Source organism: Eximiradius sp., from assembly GCA_937127445.1.
GTDB lineage: Bacteria > Bacteroidota > Ignavibacteria > Kapaibacteriales > UBA2268 > JAKIZO01.
This window is the reverse complement of the sequence record CAKZLY010000020.1, coordinates 1-17,753: the sequence shown is the minus strand read 5'-3', so window position 1 is coordinate 17,753 and position 17,753 is coordinate 1. Positions and strand designations below refer to the sequence as shown.

Genomic DNA, 17,753 nt, shown 5'->3' with positions numbered 1-17,753 from the left:
TATGGAATTTGTATTAGCAATAATTGTTGGGATATTAGCCACATCAGCATTCTACTTAATGTTGCGAAGGAGCCTTGTGAAAGTAATTTTAGGTATGGTCTTCCTTGGCAATGCAGTTAATCTGACCATCTTTTCAGTTGCTCGCGTTACAAAAGGCTTGGCTGCATTTATCCCCGAAAACGCAAGCACTCTCGAAGGCACTTATGCCGACCCACTTCCACAAGCTTTGATTTTAACTGCAATTGTTATAGGTTTCGGCACTCAAGCCTTCGCAATCGCTCTTTTCCGTAAGGCTTTCCAAAAAGTTGGCGATGACGACTTAGATAAAATGAATTCTACCGACATTATGTGTAACGAAGATATTCCGGGGGACAAGTAGATGAACTCAATTTTAGCTATGCCTGTTGTTTTTCCGCTATTTATCGGAATTATTATGCTGTTTTTCTGGAAACATCGTTCAATTCAAAGAATCATTAATGCTTTGGGCTCGACAATTACTTTAGTCCTTGCTATATATCTTACGTGGTATGTTAAAACAAGTGGAATACAATGTCTTTACATTGGTGCCTGGAAAGCACCATTTGGTATTATCTTTACTGCCGATTTGCTTACAATGACTATGATACTTGTTTCAGCTATCATTGGATTTGCAACCTCAATATATTCCCTTGGGACAATGGACGAAACTCGAGAGCATTTCGGATACTACCCTCTGTTACAAATTATGATTATGGGTATAAACGGCTCTTTTATGACGGGCGACTTGTTCAATATGTTCGTCTGGTTCGAGGTGCTGCTTATCTCATCTTTTTCTCTTGTTGCTTTGGGTGGCAAACGTTCGCAACTGGAAGGTGCTATAAAATATGTAATTTTAAATCTGCTCTCATCATCTCTTTTTGTTGTTGGAGTAGGGATTCTCTATGGGATTACTGGCGGATTAAATATGGCAGATTTAGCCCGAAAAATCCCTATGCTCCCTAATAAAGGTATTGTCAATGTTATGGCAATGTTCTTTTTAGTTTCGTTCGGTATCAAAGCCGCCATATTCCCACTATTTTTCTGGCTTCCTGCTTCGTATCATACGCCACCAGCAGCTGTGTCGGCAATTTTTGCTGGTATGCTTACCAAAGTAGGTGTCTACGCACTTTTCAGAGTTTTTACACTAATATTTGTTACTGATGTTGCCTTCACTCACACAATAATTATTATCATCGCAATGCTTACTATGCTCTCGGGTGTGCTTGGTGCTGCCTCTCAGATGGAATTCCGCAGAATTTTATCATTTCATATAATCAGCCAGATTGGTTATATGATTTTGGGATTGGGACTTATGACCCCACTTGGTATTGCTGGCGGTGTTTTCTATATTTTTCATCACATCATTGTAAAAACTAATCTATTCTTTGTTTCAGGCGTTGTCAATGAACTAAAAGGTACTTACCTGCTGAAAAAGCTCGGTGGTGTACTTAAATTATATCCACTTCTTGGCTTGTTATTTTTAATACCGGCTCTTTCGCTCGGTGGTGTGCCACCACTCTCTGGCTTCTGGGCAAAATACACAGTTGCTGTTGCTGCCGTCGAAAAAGGAGAATACCTTGCGCTTGCTGTATCTTTGTTCGTCGGATTGCTTACTTTGTTTTCTATGATAAAAATTTGGAACGAAGTTTTCTGGAAAGAGCAAAAAGCTGAATTTGCAGCTGAACAGCAAACACTTCGCCAACTGCCAAAATTCAAAATCGCTATGATGTTTGCTCCAATTATTTTTCTTGCAGCAATTACTTTATTTATTGGACTAAATCCAGAGCCTTTCCTCAATTATGCTAATGAAGCTGCTCACCAGCTTCTCAATCCTTCTATCTACATTAACGCTGTTCTTGGAGGTGCCCAATGAATAGACTGATGGTTAATATTATGTTTGCTTTTATCTGGATGTTTCTTCAAGGAAATATGCATCTATACGCCTTTTTCGAAGGCTTTTTTCTTGGTTTTATCTTCCTTTTTATTACTCGTAAATCAACCGAACCAACACCATATTTTACCCGTTTTTTCAAAGTCATTTGGTTTATTCTTTATTTTATAAAAGAAATTATTGTTTCCAATTTGAAAGTTGCCTACGATGTTGCTACTCCCGGATATTTTATGAAACCAGCAATTTTGGCAATCCCACTCGATTGCAAAACTGATTTAGAAATTACTTTGTTTGCTAATATGATTACTATGACACCGGGCACCTGGAGTATTGATGTTTCGGACGATAGAAAAACTCTATATATACACGCTATGTATGTTGATGATGTCGATACTTTTATCAAAGATTTAAAAAATGGTCTTGAAAGAAAACTTTTGGAGGTTATGAGATGAGTTTCCTCGATATTTGCTTATATATTTCGTTGCCATTGATTATTCTTTCTGTGCTTATTTCTTTGTTCCGACTTATTGCCGGGCCAGATATCGCTGATCGTATTGTCGCTCTCGACACTATGACTTCAATTGGCATCGCTTTTATGGCTGCTTTCGGCGTTTATATGAAAAAGACAATGGCTCTGGATGTTGCATTAATATTAGCTCTTATTTCCTTCCTCGGAACTGTTTCTTTCGCTTATTACCTTGAAAGGAGAAACCTGCAATGAATACTATTCTCGAAATTATTGCTGGTGTTTTAATTGTTTCTGGCAGTATTTTTATTTTTCTTACTGCTATCGGTTTAGTTAAAATGCCTGACCTTTACACTCGTGTTTCTGTTACTACCAAAGCCAGTACCCTCGGGGTTGGTTTGGTTATCGTCGGAACTGCTGTATTCTTTCACGATCTTGCTGTTTATTCTCGCTCTATCCTTATTGTAATATTTGTGTTTATGACCTCACCTGTTTCCTCTCATATGATAGGTCGAGCCGGATATCTCGATGGTGCTGTTCTCTGGGAAAAAACAAAAGCCAACCACCTCGAAGGACAATACGATTTAAAAAACAAGTCTCTCAAAAATTATTATGAAAATAAGGAATAAACTATGAAAATGAATTTTTTTATGTTTCTTCTTGCGTGCAATTTTCTGGTTGCACAAGAAGCGAAACTAACAATCTATAACAATGGATTTGCTGTTGTCGAGGAAACCATCCAAGCTAATCTAAAAAGCGGTCGCCAGCAATTCCTTATTGATAATCTATCTGATAACGTTATTCCTAATTCTCTTATGATAAAATTAAATGGGAATGTCTATTCTTATTCCTTTTTCCGAAAATCATTATTCAATGAAATATTATCAAATTCAATCAACAAAGATGTTACTGTTTACCACAAATTCAGCAATGAAAAACTAACTGGCAAAATTCTTTCCTTCTTTCCGAATGATAACCCAAGATTAATTATTAAAAAACAAGATAATTCCATCGTTCTTCTATCAAACCTGCTCGAATATGATATAGAAATTAAAGAACTTCCCGAGAATATTACTTTGAACAACAAATATAGTTTTGAAGTAGAGCCCAATAAATCAGGCGTGCAAAACATTAACCTTACTTATCAAATTAATGATGTTTCCTGGGACGCTCAACATTTTTTAATTATCAACGACCAGACAAATACTGCTTCTCTTTCTTCACACTTCCAGATTTATAACAATTCAGGCAAAGATTTCAAAAATACTAAACTGAAACTCATCTACGGAGACGTCCAAAAACCAACTGGATTTAACAACATTTCTGAACAACAAGACTATGGTTTGATGAGATTTTCCCCAGAAGCTTCTAAAATGAATATTACAAATACTTCCGAAGAAGAATTAACAGGTCTTTTCATCTACGACCTTAAAGATGATTTCTCAATTTTGAACCAACAATTCAAAAAAATCTCTTACAAAAGTGCAGACAATATCAAAATTCAAAAGAAAAAATATGCTTTTTCAAGCTTTGAACCCTGGCAAAATACAAAAGGCAAAGTTGATGCTTTTAATGTAATTGAATTGGTGAATTCCAAGGAAAATGGATTAGGTTTTGCAATTCCGAAGGGTATTTTCTCAATTTATTCGATGAATAAGGAAAACATTGAATTTATCGGTGAAATTCAAACTAATGGCATAAACATAAATAATACCGAAGCTCTAAAACTTTCCCGAGCCTTTAATATCAACGGTCGAGAGGAAATCGAAAACTTGGATTTTGATGGCATCGACCAGATTGAAACCTACAAATATTCCTTCTCAAACAACGCCAATAATAGCGAGGACCTTGTGTTGCTGATTTCTGGCGATTTCTCTAACACCAAAATCCTTTCTTCATCACACAAATATAAATTCGAAGGGAAGCGAACTTTACGTATAGATTTCAAATTAAATAAAAATTCAGAAGAACAAATAATAATTAAAACGCAAAGGAAGCAAAATAGGTATTAAATCTTTTCGGCGGCTCTCAATTTAGCGCTTCTTGAACGAGGATTAATCCTAAGCTCCTCCTCATCAGGAACAATAGGCTTTGTAGTGAGAATTTTCATTTTTGGCACAGTGTTTGATGTATCATCTGTGCCTTTTTTTATCGTATGTTCTTTGAAAATGTGCTTTACAATTCTGTCCTCGAGCGAGTGATAAGAAATCACAACAATCCTTCCAGCAGGAGAAAGCATCGATATTGCTTTGCGGAGTGAGTATTCGAGCACTTCTAGCTCTCGATTGACAGCAATACGAAACGCCTGAAATACACGCGAGAGAGTTCTTATCTGTTGCGGTCTTGGTGTGCAGCTTTCTACTGTTTCACGAAGCTCGAAAGTCGTGTGTAGTCGACTAAACTTTCTGCGAGTTAGAATTGCACGGGCGATTGCCCGCGAGCGTGGCTCTTCGCCATAATTTCGCAGAATGTTATAGATTTGCTCTTCCGTTAAAGAATTGATAAGGTCTTCTGCCGAAATGCCGCTTCCACCAAACCTCATATCTAAGCTCGAATTAACCCGATAGCTTAGCCCCCGTGAGTCGGTGTCCAGCTGCATTGAGGAAACGCCTAAATCAAGCAGAAGACCAGAGAAATTGCCCGCCAGAGCGGGCTGCTCGAAGGCTTCTTCAAAACCACAATTGAACAGCACAAGTCTTGGAGGCTTTTTGTTTAACTCTTCCTCAAATTTTATTCGGCAGTGCCGAATAGAGTTTTCATCTTTATCGAAAGCCCATAAATTCCCCCCAGAACTGAGCTTTCGAAGGATTAACGCCGCGTGCCCACCGCCTCCAAGAGTGCCGTCTATATATATTCCGTCCTGCCTGTTTATTAGCAACTCGACAGACTTTTCGCCAAGCACCGGCAAGTGATAATCATAATTTGCCGCATCTGTGCTTATAGGTTTCTGTCGCTTCTTATGCTTTTTTTTTTCACAGCCAGTCTCACTTCAAACTGTCAGAGAACACTTGTTCAGCGACCTTTTCATAAGGTTCGTTGAATTTATTCAAGTAACTTTCAAATTCATCAGGATTCCAAAATTCTATGTGGTCTCCCATCCCAACTATCATCACTTTGCTTTCTATCCCTGCAAATTCAAGCAATTTACGTGGCAATGTTATCCTTTGTTGAGCATCGAGCACCACCTCTTCGCTCCACATCAGCAACATCCTCAAAAAATACCTGTTCTTCTCATCATACTGATTTAAATTGGCAAACTTTTCCTCGTATTTCTTCCACTCATCAATCGGATACGCTGTGACACATCTATCCAATCCTCGTGTAATGGCAAAAGTATCATTTGCTTCCGGCGAAAGTGATTTCCTCATCTTTGCTGGAATATTTACCCGACCCTTGTTATCTATCGAGTATGTCTCTTGTCCTTTAAAGAATGCCATTTTTTACCAATTTGGTCTCGTTTTTGGGATTTTTTACCACTTTATCCCACTTTTTCACACGCAATATAACAAATCGTTTCTAAATAACAAATATTTTTTTCTTGTGTTGATAACTTTCTGTCTTTTCAATTATTTCGCTCTTCGTAATAACTTAATAACTTATTTCACAATTCTTTTTGTTATATGAAAAAAAAGTCGTAAAATTGAAATTTATTTTATATAAATATTCGTATGTTTTAATACTTATCCGTGAAGAAAAATGTTTAAATCATTACCTGAAAAAATCTCGTATCCCGAAATTGAAAAATCCGTATTGAACTTTTGGAAAGAAAACAAAATATTCGACAAAACACTCGAAAAGGCTGACAAAAGCAAAGTGTATAGCTTCTATGAAGGTCCCCCCACTGTAAATGGCAAGCCCGGAATACATCATATGATGGCTCGCACCATAAAAGATACTATTTGCCGCTTCAAAACTATGCAGGGATATTATGTACGCCGCCAGGCTGGATGGGACACACACGGTTTGCCTGTGGAAATCGCAGTCGAAAAAGAACTCGGAATTAAAGATAAATCTCAAATTGAAGTTTTCGGAATTGATAAATTCAATGCTAAATGCAAAGAATTAGTTTATAAAAACATCGAAATGGACGAAGGTTGGGGATATCTCACCGAAAGAATGGGCTACTGGGTCGATTTATCCAAAGCTTATATTACCTGCACCAATGACTATATCGAGTCAGTTTGGTGGGCTTTGAAAACTTTCTTTGATAAAGGGCTTATCTATCGTGGTTTCAAAGTTGTTCCACAATCTCCCACAATCGGAACTCCGCTCAGCTCCCACGAGCTTTCTCTTGGCTACAAAGAAGTACGCGACCCAAATTGCTATATTAAATTGAAAATTCTCTCTTCTCCAATAACTGAACTTGTTGGGAAATATCTACTTGTATGGACGACAACTCCCTGGACGCTCCTTGCCAACGTTGCTACGGCTGTGGGGGAGGATATCGATTACGTACTTGTCCGCAATAAACGAAATACAAAAGATGGTGAACTTCTGGACGAACTCGTTCTTGCAAAAGCCCGTCTATCTGCTCTTGATGGTGAATATGAAATTCTTAAAGAATTCAAAGGTCGTGATTTTCTTGGAACAAAATACGAGCAGATTTTCCCATACTGCAAATGGAACAATGACAAGTACCCTGATGCGCTGAGCGTTCTTCCAGGCAGTTTTGTTTCCACCGAAGACGGTTCCGGCATTGTCCATATCGCTCCTGCTTTCGGCGAGGACGACTACGAAATGAGCCGTAAGTTCCGTATTCCATTTGTTCAGCCTGTTACTCTTGATGGTCATTTTACTGATGACATGGGCGAATTTGCTGGTCGTGCTGTTAAAACATTTGTCTACGATGACCACACTGAAGAAGGTTCGGATAAAGATATTATCGTTGCTCTAAAATACGCCGGGAAAATATATCGTGCTACTAACGATTATCTCCATAGCTACCCACATTGCTGGCGTACAGGAAATCCGATTATCTACTACGCACGCGAAAGCTGGTTCATTAAATCGCCTCAATACAAAGACAGAATGATTGAACTGAACAAGCAAATCAATTGGCAACCAAAAGAAATAGGGGAAGGACGTTTCGGCAACTGGCTCGAAGAAGTAAAAGATTGGAATTTGTCCCGCGACCGTTACTGGGGAACTCCTCTTCCATTGTGGGTCAATGAAAACAATAAAGATGATATCTTTGCCGTTGGTTCTATTGCTGAACTGATGGAAGGTTTCTACGAGCAAGAGGACGGAAGTCTTATCCCACTCAAAGAGTCGGACCTTGAAATCGATTTACATAGACCATTTGTTGATAAAGTTGTTTTTATTCGCAATGGGAATAAATATCGCCGCGTCCACGAAGTTATTGATGTATGGTTCGATAGTGGTGCTATGCCGTTTGCTCAATTCCATTATCCTTTCGAAAATCAGGAACTTTTCCGCAGTCAATTCCCTGCTGATTTTATCGCCGAAGGTATCGACCAAACTCGCGGTTGGTTCTACACTCTTCATAATATTGCTACCGCTTTGTTCGATAGTCCTGCTTTCAAAAATATCATTGTCAATGAGCTTATCCTGGACAAACACGGAATTAAAATGTCCAAGTCCAAAGGAAATGTTATTGATCCATTCGATATTATGGATAGGCTCGGTGCCGATGCAGTCCGTTGGTACTTATTTGTTAATAATCCACCATGGAAAGCTACTTTATTTAATGAAGAAGATATTGTTAAAACTGTAATTTCCGACTTCTTCCGTTCGCTTACTAATACGTATGCTTTCTTTGCTCTATATGCAAATATTGATGGTTTCGATGGAAGCGAACCTGAAGTACCACACGCTCAAAAGCCCGAAATTGATAGATGGATTGTTTCCCGTACCAATTCTTTAATCAACGACTTTGTCCGTTTAATGAACGAATACGAAGTTACAAAAGCAATGCGCTCTATTCAGGATTTCACCATTTACGAACTTTCAAACTGGTATATTCGCCGCAATCGTCGCCGTTTCTGGAAAGGTGAAAAAGATGAAGAGAAAATTGCTGCCTATCAAACACTTCGTTATGTCTTGAAAACTATTGTTCAGCTTATGGCGCCCGCAGCACCTTTCTTATCAGAACAAATCTATCAATTCTTGCGATTCCCGAGTGAGCCTGAATCTGTTCATTTATGCCGTCTCCCAGAAGTTGAAAACGACAAAATTGATATTGCTCTCGAAAATCGTATGGCAAAAGCTCAGCAAATTGTATCTCTTGCTCGTTTCCTTCGCGAAAAATCAAAGATCCGCGTTCGCCAGCCGCTGCGTCGTATACTTTTGCCTGTCGATAACCCTCAGGAACGCCGTGATATTCAAGCAGTTGCCGATATTATAAAAGAAGAAATAAACATCAAGGAAATAGAATTTGTAACTGACGAAACTTCTTCTATCGTAAGTAAGAGAGCAAAAGCCAACTTCAAGTCCATCGGCAAAAAATTTGGCAAATCTACCCAAAAAGTTGCCAACGCGATCAAGGATTTGCCAAACAAAGAAGTTAATAAACTAATTGGAGATAACCAGTATAAATTGCAAATCGATGGCGAAGAATTCTTGATTTCACTCGAAGATGTTGAAATCTTCAGCGAAGATATTGAGGGTTGGCTTGTTGCTACTGAAAATAGCATTACAGTTGCTTTGGATACTGCACTTGATGAAGATTTGCTTCGCGAAGGTATTGCGCGAGAATTCATAAACCGCATCCAAAACCTTCGCAAATCATCCGGATTCGAAGTTACTGATAGAATTGAGATATTCGTTTCAGCTGATGATGACATTCAAAAAGCTCTTTCTGCTAAATCTGATTATATTAAAAATGAAACTCTTGCTGAAAATATAGAGTTCGTCTCTAATCAAAATGATTTTGAAAAAATTGATATTGAAGAAGCTATCGTTTTTGTTAAAATTCTAAAAAAATAATTTGAAAATTTAAATTTTATTTATAACTTATACATAAGTAAATATCATTGCAGTTTTCTTTTGAGAACTGCAATGATTATTAATGAAAGAAATTTCAATATTAAGGAATAAATTATGCCTACAAAGAAGAAAAAAGAAGAAGTAGTCGAGACTACTCCAAAAAAGGTTACAAAATCTACTAAAAAAGTAGAAAAACCTATTGAGGATATTAATTCGTCAAAGGCGACAGCGCCCACTTCGTCAAAATCAGCAAAGAAAAAGGCTGAAGTAGTTGCAGTCGCCGAACCCGAACCAACGGCAAAAACAAAATCTGCTAAAAAAGCAACCAAAGCCGAAGAAAAAGTCGAGCAACCCAAAGACGAAAAAAAGACCAAGAAAACTGCTCAAAAGGAAGCCGAAGCAAAATCTGAAGTAAAAATAAAGCAAGAAGTAAAACCCGCTTCGTCAAAATCAGCAAAGAAAAAGGCTGAAGTAGTTGCAGTCGCCGAACCCGAACCAATGCCAAAAACAAAATCTGCTAAAAAAGCAGCCAAAGCCGAAGAAAAAGTCGAGCAACCCAAAGACGAGAAAAAGAAAGTAACAAAAGTGGTCGAAGAGACAAAAACTGAAATAAAGCAAGATGCAAAGCCAAAAATAATTAAAGATGATGCTTTGCTCGAACCTATTAAATACGAGGAAGAACTGACTTCAAAAAAACGCACTGTTCGTAAAAAAACAGAAAATGAAGAAAAACCTAAAGCGGAAGAACCGAAACCCGTTACAAAACCTATTGAGAAAATTGTTGAGAAACCAAAAGCCGAACCCAAGCCCGTTCCTCCGAAATCAGTTGTTAAAAAACAAGAGTCGAAGCCTACTCCTATCGAACCACAGGCTCCAAAGCCAGACGTCCGCTATTCCGATGAAGACTTAGAAATGTTCAAAAATATTATTTTAGAAGCTCGAAGCGAAGCTCTTGACGAACTTCAGATGCTTTATGAACGTCTCGAAGACCTTACTAACTACGATTTTGCAGAAGAAAGCATGATTTATTCTATGCATATGGCGGAACAAGGCTCCGAAGCTATGGAAAAAGAAAAAACTTACGCTCAAATTCAAAGAATAAAAGACTACATAAAGAAGTTAGATGAAGCTCTACTGAGAATTAAAGATAAAACCTACGGTATTTGCCGTGTTTGCGGTATCTTGATTGCTAAGGAAAGACTTCTTGCTGTGCCTATTACCACTCTTTCTGCTTCATACAAAATTCATCAAAGATGTCCCGAAGACGGCATCGATAGAATTGAACCTATTAAAGAGTAAATTATTGCGATACATATACTATAGCCACCCTTCTGGGTGGCTCGTTTTTTTATGAAAGTATATTCGTTTACAAATCAAACAGAATTCATAAACTCGAATTTCAATTTTTTTTATTAACTTTACTTCTTTTTTAATGGAGGTATTATGTTTAAAAAATTACTGTTATTGACAATTTTTCTGATACCTTTTTCATCCTTGATTTCGCAAAATCTGCAAGTTCACTATGACCTTGGAAATGGTCGCGAGTATATTACAACTACCTTAGAGCAATTCAAGCCAGATAGTTACGGCAGCACTTTTTTCTTCGTCGATTTTAACCATAGCAAAAAAGGTGCAACAGAAGCATACTGGGAAATTTCACGTGACTTGAAATTCTGGGATTTCCCAATTGCTGCACACGTTGAATATAATGGCGGTTTTAATACTGCAATTCAGTTTAATAATTGCTACCTTGTCGGTGCTTCATATAGCTGGAATTCTCCTGATTTCACAAAAGGCTTTACCCTTCAAGCTATGTACAAGAATATAGAGAGAAACGAAGAGCCACATAATTTTCAACTCACTGGAGTATGGTATTTACATTTGTTGGATGGGAAGCTTACTTTTAGTGGATTCGCTGATTTTTGGAGAGAAAAGCACTATGTTTCGAAAGATAATTTCCAAAATCATATTAAAAAATCAAACTTTGTGTTTCTAAGCGAACCGCAAATTTGGTACAACATTAATAAAACATTTTCCATAGGTAGCGAAATTGAGCTAAGTAACGATTTCGCAGGCAAGAGCGGTTTCAAAGTCAATCCAACAGTAGCAATTAAGTACAATTTTTAGGTGATTTATGAAATTTCTTGTTAATTATTTTAAGTTATCCGATAATCAAACAGACTTCAAAACAGAGCTCATTGCTGGATTTACAACCTTTATGACAATGGCTTATATCCTTGCTGTAAATCCTCAAATTCTTAGCGCAGCTGGAATGGATAAAGGCGCAGTTTTTACTGCAACTGCTCTTGCTTCGGCAATCGCAACTTTGGTAATGGCGTTTTACGCAAAATTACCTTTTGCTCTTGCACCCGGAATGGGATTGAACGCCTTCTTTGCTTTTACAGTTGTTCTTGGAATGGGGCATAGCTGGCAATTTGCTTTAACTGCTGTTTTTATTGAAGGTATCATTTTTATTCTTCTCACTATTTTCAATGTTCGAGAATTAATTGTGAACTCTATCCCGACCAATATAAAGCATGCTATTTCTGTCGGCATTGGTTTGTTTATTGCCTTTATTGGGCTGAAAAATGCCGGAATTATTGTTAGCAACGATGCTACTTTTGTTGCCTTGGGCAACATTACGGATGTTTCTCATAGCGCTGCTCCTATGATTACGATTATCTCGCTCTTAGTTGCTGGCACACTTCTTGCGCTAAGAATAAAAGGGGCATTACTGATAGGTATTTTGGTCGGGACTTTGATTGGTATTCCGCTTAACCTAACGATTATTCCGTCGAGTTTTGAGGTTGCTCCGCCTTCGCTTTCTCCAATTTTTATGAAGTTTGAGTGGTCTGAAATTTTTTCAATGGACATGGTGATAGTTTGTTTTACCTTTCTATTTGTCGATATGTTTGATACTGTGGGAACACTTATTGGAGTTTCATCAAAAGCGAATTTCTTAGATAGCAAAGGTAGAGTGCCCCGTGTGAAACAAGCACTTATGGCTGACGCAATCGGAACAACAGCTGGTGCTATGCTTGGAACTTCTACTGTTACAACTTACGTCGAAAGTGCAGCAGGTGTTGCAGAAGGTGGCAGAACAGGTCTGACAGCACTCACTACTGGGTTGTTATTTGTGTTGGCATTGCTTTTCTCGCCAGTTTTCTTGATGATACCATCAGCAGCTACTGCATCTGCTCTGATTTTAGTCGGAGCAATGATGATGACCCCAATAAAAAATATCGAACTCGACGATTACACAGAGCTTATCCCTGTTTTTTTCACAATCGTAATGATGCCGCTTACTTTCTCTATTTCTGATGGCATAGTCTTTGGCGTTCTTTCATATGTTTTACTTAAAATACTGAGTGGTAAATTTAAAGAAGTATCTTTAATTACAATCATTGTTGCAATTCTGTTCATACTTAAATTTTTTATTTAGAAAATTCCAATAATAATTTGGAGCGAACAAAACTATCCAAAATATTTTAGAGGCATATTTTTATACGCCTCTATGAATATTAATACTTTGTTCAAAAATCAATCTTTGATATTTATTCATTATCAAATTCAATCTGCAATAAATTTAAAATTTTTAACAAAAACTCTATAAATAGTGAAATTAAATAGATGTATAGGTTATTCTATTGTTTATTTCAATATGTCTTCTAAAATTATTCTATTTTTACTCCCTCCGTCAATTCTTCTTTTTACAATATTGTTCTCAATTATTATTGTTACTGGAAAAAATTGAACATTGAAAAATGAAATTAATTCTTTTGAGTTTAATGCTATTTTATAGGGGAAATTATATGCTGAAAATTCTTTTTTATACTGAGATTTTTCAATATTTGTTACTATTAACACTTTCAAACTGTTTGAGTGAAAAAAATCTTCAGAGTAGTTGTTTAATGATTTTAGATTTGCTTTGCAAAATGTGCAATTTTTTGAGTAAAATTCAAGTAAGTACTTCCCTCTTCTCAAATTTACTATACTATTATCAAGAGTAATAATATCTGGTCCAATGTATATTTGAAATGATGCTGGAGTTTGATTAGTGATAGTAATTGTATTGAAAAGATCAACATATTCTTCGTCTTCTAAATTAATAATCTCACTTAGGTATTTTTTTATTCTTTTTATATTTTTTTTTCGATGAATTAAGTTGATAAGATTTCGCATACTATATTAGCATAGGATCATACATCTGAGCTTTTGGGAAAAATCGTGCTTTATACAATACAGCTTCTAAATAATCCTCATCGCCAGGTTGAGATTTTGTCATAATATAGTTTTGTAATTCCAAACCTTTTTCAATATTATTTGTATTAAAAAATAATATTGTTGCGAAATTATACAACGAACTTATTTTTAAAGAAAAATGATTTAAAGGATCTATTGTAAATGGCGAAGCAATTCTTTCACAAAAATCGTTGTCTTGATAGAGCAGCATCAGTAAGCCATTCGTAATGCTGAGAGCTCTTTTCCTTTGCATTGTATCCGACGAAAATGAAGAGTAAAGAATATATGCAAGTTGTTCACTTATATTCAGAAGAATATTATTGTTTATTTTCTATAAAATTAATTATTGTTATAGCATTTTTTGAATTAGGTAGGAAATAATCAAAGATTTGTCCGCTATTAAAAGCAATTTCAGCTAATCGAGATTCAGGATTATTGGCGAGAATTTTAACAAATATGCTATCTTTACCAATTTGTTCAGGTGTTTTATTTATTGTCAATATTGATTGAAAAAAGTCCGCAATAAAGTAATTATTCAATATTGGGATGTTCTTGAAATTTGAAATATTTAATATCGTTTTTTCATAATTAGTTGTATCATCCATAAGATAATATCCAATAAAGTAAATTATTGATTTATTGGATAATTCAGTTTCGATTTTATCTATTTCCAGCAAATCTGATTTAATTTCTTTTTGAATATTTTCTTTTGTATCAACTTGATTTACAATCTTATTAATCCATTTTAATGCAAAAACATTTACGTTATCAGGGTACATTTCCCTTTCGTACTTAAAAAAATCAGATGCTTCTTCGGTTTCACCATTTGAAATGAAATATTCTGCGGTCCCTTTGTTAAATTCACCTTTTTGATTGATAACTGGATAATATTCCATATTAATTAGTATTTTGTCATTTTCATATACTCGCACAAATAATAACGTACTATTTTGAGGAATTGAGAAGTTATCTGAAAGTAAACATTTTTTTTCTTTGTTATAGACTAATTGCGCTTTGGAAAAATTATTATTTATTCTTGTATCGTTGTAAAAATAACAACCATAAATTGCACAGTAATGACTATGATTATTTACTGGAAAATTCGAAAAAACTTTAAAATAATATTTGTGATTTTCTAAAACAGTATTCTTAACCTCTTCATTGTTTTCTGCTGATACTATTTAAATAGTCAACCCGGCAAAAGATTTGTTACAATGAATAAATGAAACAAAGAGTAAAATAAATATATAAAAATTTTTTTTCATAGCGTAACCCCGTTTTATTTATTACATATCGAAAATCAAAAAAAGAGGAGATTGTTATTTTAATATCCAATCTCCCCAAAAACTCGCGAATGTTGATACTCCACAAATTGCAATTATTTTTCTTTCACAGGTAAATACTCACCTGTATCTGGATTGTAATCACCAGGAACAAAATCTATTAATTCCGGTTTACAGTTTTCGTTGACCGGAGGCTGAACCATTCCAAACCACCAAGTAAACCAATCACCATAATGGCATGAAGTGCCAGGGTCAATACAAGCGCTATTGCCCCAATCGGGTTCTCCATCTTTGTATCGATGATTAATTTCAACCCAACTACCTGTTTCGTTCTTTGGAACTGATAATTCTCTATCAAGTCTTTTATTGACATGTCCTTCCGGACAATATGGCGACAATGTCCCTGCTTGAAGTGCTGAACTGCTGAAATACAATAATAGGATAACCATTCCAAGCTTTTTCATTATTATTTAATTTATTGTATTTGTTGATAAAAAAATTTGCAAATTATTTTTTTAATATTTTATCTAAGGTTGTAAACATTCTATCGCCGCGCAATTCACCAGTTGTAGCTACTATGTTCATTTCTGGATCTACTAATATTAAATAAGGTATGCTTATAATTCCAAGTCTTTGAGCAATATCACTTAAAAAGCTTTTAGGCTCTATTCCATGTATCCATGGCTCTGTAAAACGTTTAGATACAAATTGCTGTACTCTTTGACTGTCGCTATCGAAACTAATACTTAGAATATTAAGTTCAGGATATTTCCTTTTTGCTTCGATTAATTTAGGTATTTCTTTTATACAAGGTCCACAATAAGTTGACCAAAAATCTATTAGAGTATATTTGCCTCTTAGTTCATCGCTTGAAATTATTTTTTTTGAATCAAAAAGATTGCTAATATGAAATTTTGGTAATGTTTTTCCACGTAAATCTGTGCTTTTCAAATATTCTTTCAGGAATTTAACAAAGGTGTCATCAGGAAACATTGTAATGTATAATCCTGAATAATACTTAAAAAGTTTTTCATTATAATCATCCATCTTATAATATAATATAGCTTTTTCCAACTCTTTCATTTTATATCTTGTGTTTTTGGAATAATTAATGTAATGTAGAAAAGTTTTGTTAATATCATATACATTATCTTCATATAATAGACACGAAGCAAATATAACACCATCTGAATATTTCAAATATTCCCTCAATGGTGAAGTAATTTCAACTAGCCTAAATGTTTCTTTCATAAAACTTTTTGAATATTTAATAGGAAATAGTTTTATTCCTAATAGATTGATTCTATTTAACATGTAAATGGTTGAAAGATAGTTGGGAATGTAAGCCGCGATATATTTCTTTATAGCTATATTTTTGGTCGTATCAAAAACAGCATTGTAATAATTTATATGATTTTCTAATTTTTGGGCAAAATCATTTAATTTCATATTTTTTTGCTCTAAAGTCTTTTCCTTATCTTCTATTGTACTAGAAAAATTAAATAGGTCTTTTTGGTTCGATACTTTCTCTTGAAAATTGTAAAATTCTTTGTTAAGTAAATCGCTTTTGAAGACAACTATCGGTTTGGATAAATTATAATTGGATGAACATTTTTTAAATCGTATGGTTTTATTGGGGCGATTGTCAACCATTATTGAATAGTAATCACCTGCTTTGTCTAATTTATACTTATCATTTTTTTGGTTCCCATTGAAACTACGATAATATTCGTTGATATGATCATAATAATAAATTTGGTAAATTAAAGTATCTTTCGGATAGTAAATGTTAATTTCATACTCATCAGCACTTATTTTTTTCATTTTGTGTTTGCAATCAAACTCGAAATCATTAAAATTCCCTAAAACAAAAAAAGTATCATTTGGGAATACTATTGGTGGTAAGCTAATGTCAATAAATGTATTTGCTTTATTTGCATTGCAATAATATAGAAAATTATGATGTTCTGAGCTTATTCCTGTTACATTAAATTCATAAAATCCAGGTTTCTGAAGGTTCAATCGAAAATTCCCCTTTTCATCAACAGTATAAATTTTTTCGGAAATACTATCTGTCAAGGATGTTACTTTAATATTAGCTACAGTTGGAGTATGTATACACGAAATTGATACTTTACCGACAATATCAAAAGATAATAAATTTAAACAGTTTAAAAAAATGAGCAAAATGTAGATTGAGCCAATAAAAAAACTTTTCATAATTCTACTCCCTTTTTATTTTTATAATAATACTGCACCTCGAACCCTTCAAAAGGTTCGAGGTGTTGTAAAAATTATAATTATTTGTAGTTATTTATCCAATTCTCTATTTCCATCACTTCAGAGGTTGATAGTTGATCAAAAAGTGCATCATAGGCCATTTCGTAATCGGTAAACACCATATGATCATTCTGTTCTATTGCTTCTTTGGCTTTTAAAACATAAGTTCCAAGCGATTGAATATTTATACTTGTTGATTGGTTGCAAAAATGAATGAAATCGTTTGCGATTTGCATATGTTGGTCAGAAATACCTCCTGGAATGCTAAAATGTGCAGAGGATCCAGAGTTTTTATGACATTCACAACTAGCCTCAAAGAAACCTGCTATACATCGAGCTGTAGTACCTTTGGGACATCGAACTTCACATTCGCCTGTTGGGCCGAGTCCCAATTTTTCAAGAATTATAGCAACGGTTGCTTTAGCGCGACAATAGTTTTCAGGTGGATAATATTCTTTTCTTTTAATATCTGATAATACAGTTGAATAACTAATAATAAATATAATAAGCCAAACCATTCCAACCTTTTTCATTGCATTATCTCCAAAAATTGTTAATTTAATATGTGTTAATTGTGTTTAGAATGGTTTTGCTCTCTTTGTAATACGTTATCATCTCTGTTAATAAA

At 35.0% G+C, this 17,753-nt stretch carries 18 protein-coding genes; 10 read left to right on the top strand and 8 right to left on the bottom strand.

Translation table 11 applies throughout. The features are described 5' to 3' along the window. Position 1 precedes the first annotated feature (1 nt). Genes AC6QZF_RS06470 through AC6QZF_RS06445 form a run of 6 tightly spaced genes read left to right on the top strand, consistent with a single transcriptional unit; the run spans position 2 to position 4,387 of the window. Positions 2-379: a Na+/H+ antiporter subunit C gene (locus tag AC6QZF_RS06470; protein ID WP_499799065.1), complete on the top strand. Its 378-nt coding sequence runs from the start codon at positions 2-4 to the stop codon at positions 377-379. Beyond that, the gene (locus AC6QZF_RS06465; RefSeq protein WP_499799064.1) at positions 380-1,891 is read left to right on the top strand and encodes a Na+/H+ antiporter subunit D; all 1,512 of its coding nucleotides are present in this window, start codon (positions 380-382) and stop codon (positions 1,889-1,891) included. Then, a complete protein-coding gene (locus tag AC6QZF_RS06460; protein WP_499799063.1) occupies positions 1,888-2,361 on the top strand; it encodes a Na+/H+ antiporter subunit E in 474 nt (157 codons plus the stop codon). Before AC6QZF_RS06465 ends, AC6QZF_RS06460 begins: the two co-directional genes overlap by 4 nt. Beyond that, positions 2,358-2,630 (top strand): MrpF/PhaF family protein, encoded by a 273-nt coding sequence (locus AC6QZF_RS06455; protein WP_499799062.1) that lies wholly within the window; start codon positions 2,358-2,360, stop codon positions 2,628-2,630. Before AC6QZF_RS06460 ends, AC6QZF_RS06455 begins: the two co-directional genes overlap by 4 nt. Then, positions 2,627-3,004, top strand: coding sequence for a monovalent cation/H(+) antiporter subunit G (mnhG, locus tag AC6QZF_RS06450; protein ID WP_499799061.1), 378 nt, complete (start codon positions 2,627-2,629; stop codon positions 3,002-3,004). The genes AC6QZF_RS06455 and mnhG overlap by 4 nt, the downstream gene beginning before the upstream one ends. Positions 3,005-3,007: 3 nt before the next feature. Further along, on the top strand, positions 3,008-4,387 hold the full coding sequence (locus AC6QZF_RS06445) for a DUF4139 domain-containing protein (RefSeq protein ID WP_499799060.1): 1,380 nt from the start codon (positions 3,008-3,010) through the stop codon (positions 4,385-4,387). Here the strand turns inward: AC6QZF_RS06445 and rsmH are convergent. Beyond that, a complete protein-coding gene (gene rsmH, locus AC6QZF_RS06440) occupies positions 4,384-5,283 on the bottom strand; it encodes a 16S rRNA (cytosine(1402)-N(4))-methyltransferase RsmH (protein WP_499799059.1) in 900 nt (299 codons plus the stop codon). The genes AC6QZF_RS06445 and rsmH overlap by 4 nt on opposite strands. Before the next feature lie 76 nt (positions 5,284-5,359). Next, positions 5,360-5,812 (bottom strand): division/cell wall cluster transcriptional repressor MraZ, encoded by a 453-nt coding sequence (gene mraZ / locus AC6QZF_RS06435; RefSeq protein ID WP_499799058.1) that lies wholly within the window; start codon positions 5,810-5,812, stop codon positions 5,360-5,362. Between the two features lie 259 nt (positions 5,813-6,071). Between mraZ and ileS the strand changes: the two genes are divergently transcribed. From ileS to AC6QZF_RS06415, 4 genes are all read left to right on the top strand, one after another. Continuing rightward, positions 6,072-9,320, top strand: a complete 3,249-nt coding sequence (ileS, locus tag AC6QZF_RS06430) for an isoleucine--tRNA ligase (RefSeq protein WP_499799057.1) — start codon at positions 6,072-6,074, stop codon at positions 9,318-9,320. Between the two features lie 114 nt (positions 9,321-9,434). Then, the gene (locus AC6QZF_RS06425) at positions 9,435-10,619 is read left to right on the top strand and encodes a TraR/DksA family transcriptional regulator (protein ID WP_499799056.1); all 1,185 of its coding nucleotides are present in this window, start codon (positions 9,435-9,437) and stop codon (positions 10,617-10,619) included. Positions 10,620-10,763: 144 nt separating this feature from the next. Beyond that, positions 10,764-11,447, top strand: coding sequence for a DUF5020 family protein (locus AC6QZF_RS06420; protein WP_499799055.1), 684 nt, complete (start codon positions 10,764-10,766; stop codon positions 11,445-11,447). 7 nt (positions 11,448-11,454) lie between these two features. Then, positions 11,455-12,762, top strand: coding sequence for an NCS2 family permease (locus tag AC6QZF_RS06415; RefSeq protein ID WP_499799054.1), 1,308 nt, complete (start codon positions 11,455-11,457; stop codon positions 12,760-12,762). Between the two features lie 209 nt (positions 12,763-12,971). On the opposite strand, the gene AC6QZF_RS06410 is transcribed toward AC6QZF_RS06415, so the two are convergent. The 6 genes from AC6QZF_RS06410 to AC6QZF_RS06385 form a co-directional block, all read right to left on the bottom strand. Continuing rightward, positions 12,972-13,502, bottom strand: a complete 531-nt coding sequence (locus AC6QZF_RS06410; RefSeq protein ID WP_499799053.1) for a peroxiredoxin family protein — start codon at positions 13,500-13,502, stop codon at positions 12,972-12,974. A 1-nt stretch (position 13,503) separates the two neighbouring features. After that, positions 13,504-13,815, bottom strand: a complete 312-nt coding sequence (locus AC6QZF_RS06405; protein ID WP_499799052.1) for a hypothetical protein — start codon at positions 13,813-13,815, stop codon at positions 13,504-13,506. A gap of 64 nt (positions 13,816-13,879) precedes the next feature. Continuing rightward, entirely contained in the window at positions 13,880-14,458 is a 579-nt protein-coding gene (locus AC6QZF_RS06400; RefSeq protein WP_499799051.1) for a hypothetical protein, read from the bottom strand. Between the two features lie 482 nt (positions 14,459-14,940). After that, complete coding sequence (locus AC6QZF_RS06395; protein WP_499799050.1) at positions 14,941-15,309, bottom strand: hypothetical protein; 369 nt, start codon at positions 15,307-15,309, stop codon at positions 14,941-14,943. A 43-nt stretch (positions 15,310-15,352) separates the two neighbouring features. Then, the gene (locus AC6QZF_RS06390) at positions 15,353-17,065 is read right to left on the bottom strand and encodes a TlpA family protein disulfide reductase (RefSeq protein WP_499799049.1); all 1,713 of its coding nucleotides are present in this window, start codon (positions 17,063-17,065) and stop codon (positions 15,353-15,355) included. A gap of 80 nt (positions 17,066-17,145) precedes the next feature. Continuing rightward, complete coding sequence (locus AC6QZF_RS06385) at positions 17,146-17,658, bottom strand: hypothetical protein (RefSeq protein ID WP_499799048.1); 513 nt, start codon at positions 17,656-17,658, stop codon at positions 17,146-17,148. Positions 17,659-17,753 lie beyond the last annotated feature (95 nt).

Excerpts from the sequence above, each read along its gene's own strand:
- AC6QZF_RS06470 (WP_499799065.1), top strand. The coding sequence starts at position 2 with ATGGAATTTGTATTAGCAATAATTGTTGGGATATTAGCCACATCAGCA.
- AC6QZF_RS06465 (WP_499799064.1), top strand. The coding sequence starts at position 380 with ATGAACTCAATTTTAGCTATGCCTGTTGTTTTTCCGCTATTTATCGGA.
- AC6QZF_RS06460 (WP_499799063.1), top strand. The coding sequence starts at position 1,888 with ATGAATAGACTGATGGTTAATATTATGTTTGCTTTTATCTGGATGTTT.
- AC6QZF_RS06455 (WP_499799062.1), top strand. The coding sequence starts at position 2,358 with ATGAGTTTCCTCGATATTTGCTTATATATTTCGTTGCCATTGATTATT.
- mnhG (WP_499799061.1), top strand. The coding sequence starts at position 2,627 with ATGAATACTATTCTCGAAATTATTGCTGGTGTTTTAATTGTTTCTGGC.
- AC6QZF_RS06445 (WP_499799060.1), top strand. The coding sequence starts at position 3,008 with ATGAAAATGAATTTTTTTATGTTTCTTCTTGCGTGCAATTTTCTGGTT.
- mraZ (WP_499799058.1), bottom strand. The coding sequence starts at position 5,812 with ATGGCATTCTTTAAAGGACAAGAGACATACTCGATAGATAACAAGGGT.
- ileS (WP_499799057.1), top strand. The coding sequence starts at position 6,072 with ATGTTTAAATCATTACCTGAAAAAATCTCGTATCCCGAAATTGAAAAA.
- AC6QZF_RS06425 (WP_499799056.1), top strand. The coding sequence starts at position 9,435 with ATGCCTACAAAGAAGAAAAAAGAAGAAGTAGTCGAGACTACTCCAAAA.
- AC6QZF_RS06420 (WP_499799055.1), top strand. The coding sequence starts at position 10,764 with ATGTTTAAAAAATTACTGTTATTGACAATTTTTCTGATACCTTTTTCA.
- AC6QZF_RS06415 (WP_499799054.1), top strand. The coding sequence starts at position 11,455 with ATGAAATTTCTTGTTAATTATTTTAAGTTATCCGATAATCAAACAGAC.
- AC6QZF_RS06410 (WP_499799053.1), bottom strand. The coding sequence starts at position 13,502 with ATGCGAAATCTTATCAACTTAATTCATCGAAAAAAAAATATAAAAAGA.
- AC6QZF_RS06405 (WP_499799052.1), bottom strand. The coding sequence starts at position 13,815 with ATGCAAAGGAAAAGAGCTCTCAGCATTACGAATGGCTTACTGATGCTG.
- AC6QZF_RS06400 (WP_499799051.1), bottom strand. The coding sequence starts at position 14,458 with ATGGAATATTATCCAGTTATCAATCAAAAAGGTGAATTTAACAAAGGG.
- AC6QZF_RS06395 (WP_499799050.1), bottom strand. The coding sequence starts at position 15,309 with ATGAAAAAGCTTGGAATGGTTATCCTATTATTGTATTTCAGCAGTTCA.
- AC6QZF_RS06390 (WP_499799049.1), bottom strand. The coding sequence starts at position 17,065 with ATGAAAAGTTTTTTTATTGGCTCAATCTACATTTTGCTCATTTTTTTA.
- AC6QZF_RS06385 (WP_499799048.1), bottom strand. The coding sequence starts at position 17,658 with ATGAAAAAGGTTGGAATGGTTTGGCTTATTATATTTATTATTAGTTAT.